The sequence below is a fragment of the Crossiella sp. NPDC003009 genome, from assembly GCF_053591555.1.
On record NZ_JBSFUA010000020.1, the window covers coordinates 98,294 to 111,836 of the forward strand.

12 protein-coding genes and 1 pseudogene are annotated in these 13,543 nt (G+C 72.2%); 6 read left to right on the top strand and 7 right to left on the bottom strand.

Features of this window, described 5'->3' with window-relative positions; all coding sequences use genetic code 11:
• The first annotated feature begins 31 nt into the window (after positions 1–31).
• A complete protein-coding gene (locus ACWDY5_RS21975) occupies positions 32–928 on the top strand; it encodes an aminoglycoside phosphotransferase family protein (protein WP_449724027.1) in 897 nt (298 codons plus the stop codon).
• Here the strand turns inward: ACWDY5_RS21975 and ACWDY5_RS21980 are convergent.
• Positions 925–2,430 carry a DUF4185 domain-containing protein gene (locus ACWDY5_RS21980; protein ID WP_449724028.1) on the bottom strand — a complete coding sequence of 502 codons (1,506 nt, stop codon included), beginning with the start codon at positions 2,428–2,430 and terminating at the stop codon, positions 925–927. The two genes, ACWDY5_RS21975 and ACWDY5_RS21980, sit on opposite strands and share 4 nt — an antisense overlap.
• Positions 2,431–2,519: 89 nt before the next feature.
• A complete protein-coding gene (locus tag ACWDY5_RS21985) occupies positions 2,520–4,502 on the bottom strand; it encodes an amino acid transporter (protein ID WP_449724029.1) in 1,983 nt (660 codons plus the stop codon).
• A 381-nt stretch (positions 4,503–4,883) separates the two neighbouring features.
• On the opposite strand from ACWDY5_RS21985, the pseudogene ACWDY5_RS21990 reads away from it, so the two are divergent.
• From ACWDY5_RS21990 to ACWDY5_RS22000, 3 genes and pseudogenes are all read left to right on the top strand, one after another.
• A pseudogene (locus tag ACWDY5_RS21990) lies at positions 4,884–5,078 on the top strand (DUF6359 domain-containing protein); the annotation flags it as partial.
• Positions 5,079–5,084: 6 nt separating this feature from the next.
• A complete protein-coding gene (locus tag ACWDY5_RS21995; RefSeq protein ID WP_449724068.1) occupies positions 5,085–5,864 on the top strand; it encodes an endonuclease I family protein in 780 nt (259 codons plus the stop codon).
• A gap of 29 nt (positions 5,865–5,893) precedes the next feature.
• The gene (locus tag ACWDY5_RS22000) at positions 5,894–6,697 is read left to right on the top strand and encodes a sporulation protein (protein ID WP_449724030.1); all 804 of its coding nucleotides are present in this window, start codon (positions 5,894–5,896) and stop codon (positions 6,695–6,697) included.
• A 116-nt stretch (positions 6,698–6,813) separates the two neighbouring features.
• Here ACWDY5_RS22000 and ACWDY5_RS22005 read toward each other — a convergent pair whose 3' ends face one another.
• The gene (locus ACWDY5_RS22005; protein WP_449724031.1) at positions 6,814–8,115 is read right to left on the bottom strand and encodes a cytochrome P450; all 1,302 of its coding nucleotides are present in this window, start codon (positions 8,113–8,115) and stop codon (positions 6,814–6,816) included.
• Between the two features lie 251 nt (positions 8,116–8,366).
• Here ACWDY5_RS22005 and ACWDY5_RS22010 point away from each other — a divergent pair, with 251 nt between their 5' ends.
• Complete coding sequence (locus ACWDY5_RS22010) at positions 8,367–9,665, top strand: nucleobase:cation symporter-2 family protein (RefSeq protein ID WP_449724032.1); 1,299 nt, start codon at positions 8,367–8,369, stop codon at positions 9,663–9,665.
• Here the strand turns inward: ACWDY5_RS22010 and ACWDY5_RS22015 are convergent.
• Together ACWDY5_RS22015 and ACWDY5_RS22020 are read right to left on the bottom strand one after the other, a co-directional pair.
• Positions 9,650–10,147 carry an SRPBCC family protein gene (locus ACWDY5_RS22015; RefSeq protein WP_449724033.1) on the bottom strand — a complete coding sequence of 166 codons (498 nt, stop codon included), beginning with the start codon at positions 10,145–10,147 and terminating at the stop codon, positions 9,650–9,652. The genes ACWDY5_RS22010 and ACWDY5_RS22015 overlap by 16 nt on opposite strands.
• Entirely contained in the window at positions 10,131–10,478 is a 348-nt protein-coding gene (locus ACWDY5_RS22020) for an ArsR/SmtB family transcription factor (RefSeq protein ID WP_449724034.1), read from the bottom strand. Before ACWDY5_RS22020 ends, ACWDY5_RS22015 begins: the two co-directional genes overlap by 17 nt.
• Before the next feature lie 188 nt (positions 10,479–10,666).
• Between ACWDY5_RS22020 and ACWDY5_RS22025 the strand changes: the two genes are divergently transcribed.
• On the top strand, positions 10,667–11,284 hold the full coding sequence (locus ACWDY5_RS22025) for a LysE family transporter (protein ID WP_449724035.1): 618 nt from the start codon (positions 10,667–10,669) through the stop codon (positions 11,282–11,284).
• On the opposite strand, the gene ACWDY5_RS22030 is transcribed toward ACWDY5_RS22025, so the two are convergent.
• A complete protein-coding gene (locus ACWDY5_RS22030) occupies positions 11,277–12,434 on the bottom strand; it encodes a serine hydrolase domain-containing protein (RefSeq protein ID WP_449724036.1) in 1,158 nt (385 codons plus the stop codon). The genes ACWDY5_RS22025 and ACWDY5_RS22030 overlap by 8 nt on opposite strands.
• 107 nt (positions 12,435–12,541) lie before the next feature.
• Positions 12,542–13,531 (bottom strand): hypothetical protein, encoded by a 990-nt coding sequence (locus ACWDY5_RS22035; protein WP_449724037.1) that lies wholly within the window; start codon positions 13,529–13,531, stop codon positions 12,542–12,544.
• Positions 13,532–13,543: the final 12 nt, after the last annotated feature.

Consider the following 13,543-nt stretch of genomic DNA (forward strand, 5'->3'; position numbering starts at 1 on the left):
GCCCGAAGGGTTTTCCCGGTGTGATCACGTCGTGCACAGCGAACCCGTGGCCATCGACGCCGCACTGGTGCGCGGGCTCATCGCCGCGCAGTTTCCGCGCTGGGCCGGTCTGCCGGTCACCCCGGTGCCCGCGCCCGGTGTGGACAACGCGACCCTGCGGCTGGGCGCGGACATGCTGGTGCGGCTGCCCCGCTTCGCCCGCTGGGTGGGCCAGGTGCACCGCGAACAGCGCTGGCTGCCGGTGCTCGCCCCGCACCTGCCGCTGCCCGTGCCGCAACCCCTCGCCCAGGGCGAACCGACCGCGGACTACCCGTTCCCGTGGTCGGTCTACCGCTGGCTGGACGGCGAGACCCTGTCGCCCACCGCGCTGGACCTGCACCAGGCCGCCCGCGACCTGGCCGGTTTTCTCCTTGCCCTGCAACGGATCGACGCCACCGACGGGCCGCCGCCGGAGTGGAGCAACGGCTTCCGCGGCTGCGCGGTGGCCGATCCGCGCGACTCCCCCATCACCGCCGAGCGCCTGCGCGCCAGGATCGAGGCCCTGCGCGGGCTCGCCGACACCGCCGCGCTCACCCGGATCTGGCAGGCCGGACTGGACGCCCCGGTGTGGGACCGGCCGCCGGTGTGGGTGCACGGCGACCCGGACCCGCGCAACCTGCTCGCCCGGGACGGCAGGCTGTCCGCAGTGATCGACTTCGGCACGCTGGCCGTCGGCGACCCCGCGGTGGACCTGATCCCGGCCTGGTCCTTCCTGGACGCGGACTCCCGCCGCACCTTCCGCGCCGCGCTGGGCGTGGACGAGGCGACCTGGGCCCGCGGCCGCGTCTGGGGCCTGTCCGCCGTGCTGCCGGACCCGGACGAGCTGGCTCCCGGCCACCCGGACGCCGCGGCGAACCGTCGGCGGCTGGACGAGCTGATCGCCGGTTAGGCCGGTTCCAGCAGCACGTCGTCCAGCTGCACCCAGGTGTCCTTGCCGTCCAGGGCCCACGCGCCGCCGAAGACCTCGATCTCGCTGCTGTCGGCGGTGAACTCCACGGTCAGCCTGGTGTACTCGCCGAGGTGGCCGAACTTGCGCTCGGCCAGCACGCCCGCGGCCCGCCGGACCCCGAAGTAGCCGTCGGTGTTGGTCGCCGAGGTGCGCACCCAGCCGGAGAGCCGGTACCGCTGTCCCGGCCGCACCGCCAGCTGCTGGCTGACCGCGTGCCAGCCGCTGCTCTCCCGCACCCACGCGTTGTTCGCCCCGGTGTGCGCCAGGCCCTTGCCGTAGTCCACGCCGCCCTTGCCGGTGACCGCCCACGGACCGGTGCCCGCGTTCACCGGACGGTCCTCGAAACCGCCGTCGGACAACAGGTTCGGCTCCGGCAGCGACTGGTCAAGGCGCAGCCGCATCAGCTTCACGTGGTAGGGGTTCCACTGCGACATGGCGAAGTAGATCTCGTTGCTGTGCGCGCTGTCCGGGTGCAGGTACGCGCCGTAGAGCGCCGGGAAGTCGGTGCCGCGCACCACCACCCGGCCGCCGGTCCACGGGCCGGTCGGGGCCGGCGCGGTGCGCAGCACGATCGCCGCCCTGCTCTCGTCCAGGGTGAGCGCGACCCAGCGCCGCAGCACCGTGTTGTACTGCACCGACAACTCGCCGACCTGGCCGCCGAAGACCGGCACCGCGCCGTCGGCCCCACGCTGCCAGCCGGTGGCCGTCCAGTACTCGTAGGCGTCCAGCTCCAGGATCCGCTGCTCCGGCACCCTGGCCAGGTGCGCCGCGCCGAAGCGGCCCTGCGGGGTGCCGAAGAGGTAGACGTAGCCGCCGTCCTTGACGAAGGCGCCGAGCTGGAAGCGGGCCGCGCCACCGGAGTTGGGCCAGCGCAGCGCCGGGTCCTTGACCCAGGTGCGGCCGCCGTCGTCGGAGTAGGCCAGCCCGGCGTAGTTCGTGGTCCACGGGTTCCAGCCGCGGATGGACATGTAGTGCACGACATCGCGGTTGCCCACGCTGACCCCGGCGGTCGGGATCACGGTGACCTCGGCGACCGACGGGTCGCGGTGCAGCAGCTCGGCGGCGTGCCCCGGCCGGTCGGTGACCATCGAGTCGATGCGCAGGCCGTCGGCCAGGTTGGTGTCGGTGGCGTGGGCCAGCACGTTGAACCGCCAGTCCGCGGTCTCCGGCCCGGCCCCGTTGCCGCCCCACCCCGCGCCGTAGGTGTCGCCGAACATGATCGCGGTGCGGCCCCGGCCATCCCGCCACATGATGCCCAGATCGGTGGCGTGCACGGCGAAGCGGTCCCGGGTCTGGTTCACATCACCAGCGCCCTGACCAGCCAGCAGCGCGACCGGCTCGGCCCGCGTCAGCGCCGGTGCCGCCGCTGCCGGAACGATGCCGGACAGGGCGAGCACAACTCCGGACAGCAGTGCCGCGCCGAGGCGGCGGTTCATCCCCATGGGCCACATCCTCGGCGTGCCAAGGCTTGTCCGGCAAGGGCCCGACGTCGGGCGCTGCGTGCCGGGCTCATCCCCCTGCTGAGCCGCGCTCAGCCGCCGACGTGGATGACCGGCCGCCGCCCGGCGTCCTCCTCAGCGGTGCGCAGGATCTCGCGCACCACCGGCGGGGTGTCGCCGCGCCCCAGGATCAGGTAGCGGAACAGGTGGAGCAGCGGGCTGCCCTCGCTCCACTCGAAGTGGCAGTGCGGCCGCACGCCGGTGGCATCGCGCAGCGCGAGCAGGATCGCGGCGATCGCGTTCGGCGCGGCCGGGCTGTCCACCCGCAGCACCCGGTGGCCGTCGATGTCCACCCCGCGCACCCGCAGCACGTCGCTGAAGTCCGAGGGGTCCACCACGTCGATCTCCAGGAAGACCACGTCGGCGGCGCCGGGCAGCGGGTTGAGGCCGCGCTGTTCGAGCTCCTTGGCCGAGTACTCGGCGTCGTCGCCGCCCTGGCGCCGGTTGGCGATGATGTTGAGCTGCCCGTCGTGGGCGACCGAGTCGGCGACGAACTCCCTGGCCCGCTCGTCGAACTCGATGTGCTCCACCCGCAGCTCGGTGGTCCGCGACACCCGGGAGACCAGCGAGACCACGATGATCCCGGCGATGAACAGGCCGGAGATGGCGATGCCGTCCGGCTTGTCGATCACGTTCTCCGCCAAGGCGTAGAGCAGCACCAGGGTGAGCACGGTGAACCCGGCCGCGGCCCGCCGCTGCCTGCGCCGCCAGGCCGAGATGGCCACCGCGACCGCGCCGGAGACCATCATGGCCAGGATCCCGGTGGCGTAAGCGCCCGCCTGCTTGTTGACATCGGCGTTGAACGCGATGGTGATCACGATGCTGATCGCGGTGTAGACCAGCACCACCGGCCGCACCGCGCGGCCCCACTCCGGCGCCATGCCGTAGGCGGGCAGGTAGCGCGGCACGATGTTGATCAGGCCGGCCATCGCCGAGGCCCCGGCGAACCACAGGATCAGGATGCTGCTGATGTCGTAGGCGGTGCCGAAGAGCTCCCCCAGCTCCTGGTGCGCCAGGTAGGCCATGGCGCGGCCGTTGGCCGGGCCGCCGGGCTTGAACGCCTCGTGCGGGATGAGCACGGTGGTGATCAGGCTGGTGGCCACCAGGTACACCGACATGATCAGCGCGGCGGCGGTGAGCAGCTTGCGGGTGTTGCGGATCCGGTCGGCCAGCCGCGCCCGCTCGTCCTTGCCGTCCGCGGCCACCAGCGGCATCATGCTGACCCCGGTCTCGAACCCGGACAGCCCCAGCACCAGCGAGGGGAAGGCGATCAGCGCCGGGCCGATGATCCCGCCGAAGCCGCCGGCGCCGGAGGTCAGCGCGTCGAACCAGCGGTCCAGCACCTCGGGATGGGTGAACACGTCGTACAGGCCTGCTGCGCAGACGATCGCGTTGAGCAGCAGGAACACCCCGACCAGCGGGATGGCCACGCCGACGGCCTCGCTGAAGCCGAGCAGGAAGACGAAGCCGAGGATCAGCAGCAGTCCGATGGTGATCGGCACCGCCAGGCCGTGCAGGGCCTCGCTGAGGTAGGGGTTCTCCAGCACGTGCACGGTGGCATCGGCCGAGGACAGCGTGATGGTGACGATCCAGGAGGTCACCACAAAACCGAGCAGCACCAGCACGAAGATCTTGCCGCGCCAGAACGGCAGCAGGTTCTCCAGCATGGCCACCGAGCCCTGTCCGTGCGGGCTCTCCTTGGCCACCCGCCGGTACATCGGCAGCATGCCGAGCAGGGTGAGCGCGACGATCACCAGTGTGGCCAGCGGGGACAGCCAGCCCGCGGAGAGCACCGCGATGCCGGGCAGGTAGGACAGTGTGGAGAAGTAGTCCACGCCGGTCAGGCACATGACCTTCCACCAGGACTGTGGCTTGGCGTGCGCGGCGTCGGACTCCGGGCCCACCGGCGCGACCCGGTTGGCCAGCAGCCAGCCGCTGACCTTGCCGCGGGGGTGCCGTGGCCGCACCGGGCTGTCCATCCGGGCCGGGACCGTGACCCGCTCGGCGCCGCTCATCCGCTCGTCTCCTCCACGTCCGCGCACCGGTGTGCGCGCCGTGACCTTGCCAGCAAAGCCGCAGGTCCGCGCCACCGGGCCGACCCTTGGGCGGTTTGTCGGGCGATGTCCGAATGCCGATACCGACCCTTCGTACATAGTTCACCCGAACGTGTTCCCGCCGTGTGATTCTCAGCAGGTGGCGGCGTCACCCTGCGGCGCCGCTCCTGGGGAGAGGACACGATCGTGCGACCCTGGCATCCGCTTGCCCTGCTGGCCGCCACCGTCGCGGTGGCCGCCGGACTCATCGCGCACCCGCCCGCCGCCACCGGCGCGGTCCCGATCAGCGTGGCCCAGGCCATCGGCACGCAGCAGGGCACGGTCGTCACCGTGCGCGGCTACGTGGTCGGCCAGCCCACCGCGAGCAACACCGTGGTGCGGGCGAACTTCCCCAGCGACCACGCACTGGCCCTGGCCGACAGCGCGAGCCAGACCGGCACCGGCCAGATGCTCTACGTGCAGCTCACCTCCGCGTTCCGGGCCGCGTGGGGCCTGAAGCGCAACCCCGGCCTGCTGGGCAGGCAGATCGAGGTGACCGGTCCGCTGGGCGCCTACTTCGCCCACCCCGGACTGACCTCGCCGACCGGGTTCGCCTTCGCGGGCGCGCAGCCGACCAGCACCAGCGGTGGCGGCGGTGCCGACGACTACTACAAGACCGCGACCGGCCACACCGGCCCCGCGCTCAAGACCGCCCTGCACACGATCATCAAGACCCAGCAGAAGCTCGGCTACGACCAGGTGTGGGACGCGCTCAAGGCCACCGACGAGGACCCGGCCAACGCCGCCAACGTGGTCCTGCTGTACTCCGGGCGCTCGCAGAGCAAGAGCGGCAACGGCGGCGGGGCGGACAACTGGAACCGTGAGCACGTCTGGGCCAAGTCGCACGGGGACTTCGGCACCGCCACCGGTCCCGGCACCGACCTGCACCACCTGCGTCCCGAGGACGTCTCGGTCAACGCCGACCGCGGCAACAAGGACTTCGACCAGGGCGGCTCCCCCGCCGCCGAGGCGCCGGGCAACCTCACCGACGCCGACTCCTGGGAGCCCAGGGACGCGGTCAAGGGCGATGTGGCGCGGATGCTGTTCTACATGGCGGTCCGCTACCAGGGCGGCGACGGCTTCGCCGACCTGGAGCTCAACGACAGCGTGAACAACGGCAGCAAGCCGTACCAGGGCCGGTTGTCGGTGCTGCGGAACTGGCACGCCCAGGACCCGCCGGATGCCTTCGAGCGGCGGCGCAACCAGGTGATCTACGAGACCTACCAGCGCAACCGCAACCCGTTCATCGACCACCCGGAGTGGGTTTCCGCGATCTGGGGCTGACTGTCGGGGACGGCTGTTAGTTTTCCGCCGTGTTCAACAAGATGCTCGGCGCCTTCGGCCGGGGCGGCGGCCCGGCCGTGACCACCGTGCCGCAGACCCAGCACGTCGAGCCCGGCCAGGTGCTCGGCGGCGCGGTGCACCTGCGCGGCGGCCGCGCCGACGTCCAGCTCACCCAGGTCGCGCTGGTGCTCACCACCCAGGTCGCGATGCCGGGCCAGGTGGTCACCGGCGAGTTCCACCGGATGGCGCTGGGCCAGGCGGTCCACCTGCCCGCCTTCGGGCAGCTGACCCTGCCGTTCGTGCTGTCCCTGCCCGCGGAGACCCCGGTCACCGCGGTCGGCCCCGCGGTGCTGCCGGGCGTGCTGGTCGAACTGCGCGCCGAGGCGCACACCACCGGCGCGCCCGCCCAGGCCGATCCGGTGCCGCTGCTGGTGCAGCCGCTGGACGCGCAGGACCGGGTGCTGGACGCGGTGGGCGAGCTGGGCCTGAGCTTCCGCGACACCCAGGTGGTGGCAGGCCGGTTGCCGGGGGCGGTGCAGGAGCTGGACTTCATCCAGCGGATGTTCTTCCTGCCGCCGGAGAAGTACTACGAGCGGCTGCGCGAGATCGAGCTGACCTTCGTCGCCGGGTCCAGGGACCTGGTGGTGTCGCTGATCGCGGACCGGGAGCCGGAGCTGGCGCGGCGGCACACGATGAGCAGGCAGGAAGCGCTGACCGCGGACTGGCCGGCGCTGCTCGGCCAGTGGCTGGAGCAGGCCGCGGCCAGGGACCGGGACGCGCTCATGGACGGCCTGCCACCGACCCCGGGCGGCGGACCGGGCTTGCTGGACTAGCGAGCGCGCTCGACCAACGGCCCGGACCCGCATGGCAGCCGATCCGGACCCGCATGGCAGCGGCTTGGCTCCGCACGGCAGCGGCCCGGCTCCGCACGGCTAGCGGGCTCGCCTGCTCACCAGGGCGACCCGCCGCGCTGACCCGGCACGGTCGCGGTCACCGGGAAGGCGGTCAGGCCGCGCAGTTCGCGGATCGGTCGCCAGCGCGCCTGCCCGGACGGGCGCAGCAGCGGCATCCGCCTGGCCAGCTCACGGAACAGGATCTCGCCTTCGAGGCGGGCCAGTCCCGCGCCGATGCAGTAGTGGATGCCGCTGCCGAAGGCCAGGTGCTCGGGCCCGCCGGTGCGGGTGAGGTCGAACCGCCCCGGTTCGGCGAACACGGCCGGGTCTCGGTTGCCCGCGGCCAGCAGCAGCATGACGCCCTGTCCCGCCTGGATCCGCTGCCCGCCCAGTTCCACGCCGGTGTGCGCCACTCGCACGGTGAACTGCACCGACGGCTCGAACCGCAGCGTCTCCTCCACCGCCGCCCTGGCCAGCTCCGGCCGCTCGCGCAGCTGGGTCCACTGCCCGGGGTTGGCCAGCATCGCGTGCACCCCGTTGCCGACCAGGTTGGCGGTGGTGTCGAACCCGGCGGCCAGCAGCAGCACCGCCACCTCGTGCAGGTCCCGCGCGGTCAGCTCCGAGTCCTCCGCCGCGGCCGCCATCGCACTGAGGATGTCGTCCTGGGGTTCGCGCCCGCGCTCGCGCAGCAGCCGGTCGAACAGGTCGAGCAGGTGGTTGGTGGCCACCCGCAGGTCCTTGGCCTGCCGGATGCTCGGCGCGCCGGTCACACCTTGGTTGATCATGTCGCTATAGGCGGCGAAGTCGGCCCGTTCGGACTCCGGCACCCCCATCAGATCGCTGATCACCGCGATGGACAGCGGCTGGGCCACCTCGTTGACCAGGTCGAAGCGCTCCCGCCCGGCCATCCGGTCCAGCAGCTCGCCGACCACCCGCTCGATCCGCCCGGTGTAGCCGCGCACCCGCCGCGGGGTGAAGGCCGGGGCGGCCAGCCTGCGCAGCCGGGTGTGGTCCGGCGGGTCCATACCCACGAAGCTCCACGCGAAGTCCCCGCTGACCAGCCGCTGCGCGCCCCGCAGGGTGGAATGGCCGTCGGCGGAACGCATCCCGAACCGCCGGTCCCGCAACACCTGGTCGCAGAGGTCGAAGGAAGTGGCCGCCCACATCCCGCTCGGCCCCCGGTAGAGCGGTCCCCGCGCGCGGATGCGTTCGTAGAGCGGATACGGGTCGAGCTGCCACCGGGGCTGCTCCAGCCGCATCACCAGATCCCCCAGCCCGTCGAAGAGCCGGACCATCGCCCGCTCGGCCGGAATCTGCGCCGCCAGCCGCAACAACGTGCCGGTGCCCAGCTGCTCCATGAACGCCCCTCCCGATGGTGACTACGGTGAGTCACAGTAGGGCGGCGGCACGATCGTCCACATCGGACCGAACGGCACGCCACGCCCGCGGGTGACACGAGTGTCAGCTCCTGGGTGAACCGCGGCGCACCAGCCGCCAGTCGCCGTCGCCCGGCTCGACGGTCCGCTTGGCCCGGGTGTCGCCGGCGAAGGCGACGCGGTTTGGGGACCCCGGGTGTGGGTGGGGTGGGCGTTGGCGATATGGGTAGGGCATGACAAACACCCATCCGGTGGATGAGCGGCTCGGCGCCGGCCGGCTGGCGGTGCTGGGGTTGCAGCACGTGCTGGTGTTGTACGCGGGGGCGGTGGCGGCGCCGGTGGTGCTGGCGGCCGGGCTGGGGCTGTCCACGGCGGATCTGGTGTACCTGGTGGCCACTGACCTGCTGTTGTGCGGGCTGGGCACGCTGTTGCAGTCGCTGGGGGTGTGGAAGGTCGGCGTGCGGATGCCCATGGTGCTGGGCGCCGCGTTCACCAGTGTGGCGCCGATGCTGGTGATCGCCCAGGGCCACGACATCCGCACCATGTACGGGTCGCTGCTGGTCTCCGGGGTGTTCATGGTGCTGGCGGCGCCGTTGTTCGCCCGGCTGCTGCGGTTCTTCCCTCCGGTGGTGATGGGCACCGCGATCACGCTGATCGGCATCCAGCTGGTGCCGGTGGCCGCCGGGATGGTGGCCGGGCACAGTCCGGCCGCGCCCGGGTTCGGCAGTCCCGGCGCGATTGGGCTGGCGCTGCTGGTGGTGCTGGTCATCGTCGCGGTGCACCGGTTCCTGCCACGGTTGCGGCAGCTGGCGTTCCTGGTCGGCCTGCTCGCCGGGACCGTGGTGGCGATCGCACTGGGGCAGGTGAACCTGGGTGCGGTGGTCCAGGGACCGGTGCTCGGTTTCCCGGAGCCGTTCCACTTCGGCCTGCCCAGCTTCGACCTGGCCGCCACCCTGTCGCTGATCATCATCCAGATCGTGATCATGGTGGAGTGCGCGGGACAGGTGCAGGCGATCGGCACCGCGGTGGGCAAGCCGGTCGGCCCCTCCGACGTGGCGGCCAGCCTGCGCGCCGACGGGCTGATCACCATGCTGGCCAGCGTGTTCCAGTCCTTCATGTACGTGACCTACGCGCAGAACATCGGCATGGTCAGCGTGACCAAGGTGCGCAGCCGCTACGTCACCGCGGTGGCCGGCGCGATCGCGCTGGTGCTCAGCTTCTTCCCGTTCATGGGCCGGATCGTGGCCGTGGTGCCGCAGCCGGTGCTGGGCGGCGCGGCACTGGTCATGGTGGCCACCGTGGCCATGGTCGGCATCCGCATCCTGTCCACTGTGGACCTCCAGGACAGCCGCAACCTGGTGATCGTGGCGGTCTCGCTGGGCATCGGCCTGCTGCCGACCGTGCAGCCCGCCTTCTACACCCAGTTCCCGCCCTCGGCGCAGCTGTTCCTGACCAGCAGCGTGGCCACCGGCACGGTGGTCGCCTTCCTGCTGAACCTGTTGCTGCGCCCCACTTCTCAAGCTAAGGACTGAGCCACCGACTCCAGCGCGGCCAGCGACTCCTGCATGCCCAGCTCCATGCCGGAGGCCAGGATCTCATCCCGCAGCGCCTGGTCCGGGTGGTCCACCAGCACCCGCAGGTGGGTGCGGTCGCCCTGCGCGGTGAAGGTGTAGGTGCACACCACCGGCTGCTCGGGCTCGGGCACACCGGGCTGCTCGTAGACCTCGGTGCACACCACCCGCTCCTCGGGCACGATCTCCCGGTACTCGCCGTGGAAGGCCACCTCGAACCCGCCGTTGGCCACCATCACGTAGCGCCAGGTACCGCCCACCCGCAGGTCGACCTCGGCGGAGACCACTTCGCCGCGCTGCCCGCCCCACCAGCGCTTGATCAGCTCCGGCGTGGTCCAGGCCCGGTACACCAGGTGTCTCGGCGCGTCGAACTCGCGCGTGATCAGCAGCTGGGTGTCGCAGGGCAGGCTCAGCTCCGCCCGGTTCTCAGCCGTCGTGGCCATCCTCGTCCTCCTCCATCTCCGCCAGCACGGCGTCCAGCAGCTCGAAGCGCTCGCTCCACAGCTGTTCGTAGCGCCGGACCCAGTCGTGCACGGGCTTGAGCGGCTGGCCGTTCATCCGGTACAGCCGCTGCCGCCCCTGCTCGCGCACCTCGACCAGGCCGACCTCGCGCAGCACCCGCAGGTGCTTGGACACCAGCGGCTGCGCCAGCCCGAGCTCGGCGACCAGCTCCTGCACCGCCCGCTCCCGGCCGGCCAGCAGATCGAGGATCTCCCGCCGCCGGGGCTCGGCGATCGCGTTGAACGCGTCCGAGGTGGTTGCCGCTCGTGCCATGGCCCCATCGTATACCCATATGGGCATGCGTCAAGCTGGCGAAGTGAAAAGCGGTTGCCGCCGCCACCCGGCGCGGCGCACCCTCCTGCCATGACCGCAACCTCGATGCCGCTGACCCGCCCCGCCGACCGACCGGTCGCCCGGCAGCAGCAGCCCAGCTCCGACCGGAGGCCGATCCCCGTCCGGTCATGACCGAGGCGCTGGTCGCCGGACTGCTCGCCGGCTACGGCATCGCCATGCCGGTCGGCGCGGTCGCGACCTACCTCGTCGCCCTCTCCGCCCGCACCACCCCGCGCACCGGCGCCGCCGCGCTCGGGGTCGCGGCGGCGGACGGCCTCTACGCCCTGCTCGCGGTGCTCGGCGGCGCCGCCCTCACCGAACTGCTACGGCCGATCGCGCAACCCCTGCGCTGGGCCTCGGTGGCCGTCCTGGTCCTGCTCGCGCTGCGCACCGCCTGGACCGCGGTGCGCCGCTACCGGGCCGGCCTGGACCCGGCCGCCGGGGACTCGCCACCCAGCCCAGCACGGGCTTTCCTGCTGTTGCTGGGCATCACCGTGCTCAACCCCACCACCGTCGTCTACTTCTCCGCGCTGGTGCTGGGCCGGACGCAGGCGAACACCACCGCGCAGGCCGCGGCGGTGTTCGTGCTGGCCGCCTTCCTCGCCTCGGCGAGCTGGCAGCTGGTGCTGGCCACCGGCGGCAGCCTGCTGGGCCGGGTGCTCACCGGGCCGCGCGGCCGGCTGGCCACCGCGCTGGCCTCGGCGGCCCTGATCACCGGGCTGGCCATCGGACTGGCGGTCAGCTAGCGCACAGCGCGGTGTCCACCGCGTCCAGCACCCGCTTGCTCGAACCCTCGGGGTCGCCGAAGGTGCCGGGCAGCGCGGTCACCGCGATGGACACCGCGCGACCGTCCTCAGTGGACCCGTTGCGGGTCTCGTAGCCGGGGATGTCGCCACCGTGGCTCCAGGCGACCCGGCCGCAGCTCAGCTCGGTGCGCATGATGCCGAGGCCGTAGCTCACCCCGGGGATGAAGTCCTTGGCGGGCACGGTCTTGCGCATCTCGGCCAGCTGCGCGGGCGGCAGCAGCCTGCCGCCGAGCAGGGCGGCGTAGAACCGGTTGAGGTCGCTGGGCGTGCCGACCAGCTCACCGGCGGCCCCGCCCCAGCCGGTGTCCTGCACGGTCACGTCCAGCACCGGCGAGTCCGGCTTGGTCGAGTCGGTGAGTCCGTAGCCCTTGGGGTGCGGCCCGCGAATGGTCATCTCGCCGACCCGCGGCCAGTAGGTCTCGCGCAGCCCGGCGCGGTCGATCACCTTGGTGGTGACCACTTCGGCGACCGGGCGGCCGGTCACCCGCTGGATCAGCAGACCGGCCAGCAGGTAGCCGGTGTTGCTGTAGCTCCAGCTCGTGCCGGGCGCGAAGTCGGCGGGGTGGCTCAGCGCGATGTCCAGCAGCTCCCGCGGCTCGCGGTAGCGGTCGCGGAACTCCGGGAAGCGCGTCACGCCGATGTGCTTGGTGTAGTTGGGCAGGCCGCTGGTGTGCTGGAGCAGCTGCCGGACGGTGATGTGGTTGCCGTCGATGCCCTTGCCGCGCACCAGGTTCGGCAGGTAGCGCTCGATCGGCGCGTCCAGCTCCACCTTGCCCTCGGCGACCAGCTGGAGCACGGCGACCGCGACGAAGGTCTTGGTGTTGCTGCCGATCCGCACCTGGCTGTCCTTGACCGCGGGCGCGCCGGTGGCCCGGTCCCTGACCCCGGCCGCGTAGGAACGCTGGCGGCCGTCCACGCTCACCGCGGCCAGCGCGGCCGGGAACTTGGCCTCGCGGACCAGGCGGTCCAGGCTTCGCTGCACCTGGTTCGCCCGGGTCAGCGCCGGTTCGGCGAGCGCGGTGGCCGGACCGGTGCAGGCCAGCAGGATCCCGGCGGTCAGGGCGGCGGTCGTGGTCCTGCGCAGTCTCATCGGAGTTCCTCCCGTGGCGGCGGTCCCTCCGCCGTCCGGGACAACCCTGACGGCTCCGGGCCCGCCGCACACGACGGCACGCCCCCGTTTCCGGGGTAGAGCGGGCTCTACCCCGCGTCCTTCATCTTCAGGCCCAGCGACTTGCGGATCGCGCGGTAGTCGAGCTTGTCGTAGTGGTAGCCGAGGTAGCTCCACGGCAGCCCGTCGGTGATGCTGCGCGCGCTGACCCTGGACAGGTGGTCGCGGGCCCGTTCCCGTTCCCCGGCAAGGTAAAGCCCCGCGCCGAGCAGGTGGTGGGCCTCGATGTTGCGGTCGTGCGGGCGCAGCCCGGCCAGCCAGTCGTCGCTGGCCCGGACCAGCTGCGCGCCGACCTCCGGCCGCCCGAAGTAGGCCAGCGGTTCGGCCTCGGTGCTGAGCATGACCTCCAGGTGCGCGGCCACGGTCAGCGCGCCCAGCGGCACTCCCGGCGGGGCCTGCTCGGCGACCTCCGCGGTGAACTCCAGCACCTCCGCGTCACTGCCCTGCCACTTGGCGCACAGCACCTGGGTGCGGGAGTAGTGCCCGCCGTAGTGGTACGGGTCGCGGTCGGTCAGCTCCCGCCACACCTCGTCCATCTCACCGCGGTCGATCTGCAGGCCCAGCCCGCGCCACTGGAGCTCGTCCCAGGGCACCGGGTCCGCGGGCCGCAGCTCGGCGGCTCGCATCAGCGGATCGTAGGCCCCGCCCAGGATGTACCAGAACTGCTCGAACTGCTCGCGGCTGACCTGGTCGGCGGTGGCTCCGGTGCGCACCTTCCAGGCGTGCTTGATCCGGGTGGCGCCCAGCAGCAGCTGGAGGTCGGCGTCCTCCGGGTTGGCCGCGGCGATCTTGGCCAGCTCGTCGACGTGGCGGACTAAAATTTTGCTGATCTTGCCGACCCGGATGTCGCGGAGCTCGTGCTGGTCCCTGGTGGCCGCGAGCAGTGTCCAGGCGGCGTCCAGGTCGCCGCGGTAGAGGTCGTTCTCGGCGGCCTTGAACTCCGGGTCGGGGCGGCCGGCGTCGGTGCTGATGCCGAGGTCGCGCAGCGCGCGCAGGATGCGGATGACGGTGCTGGGCACGGGTTTCTCCAG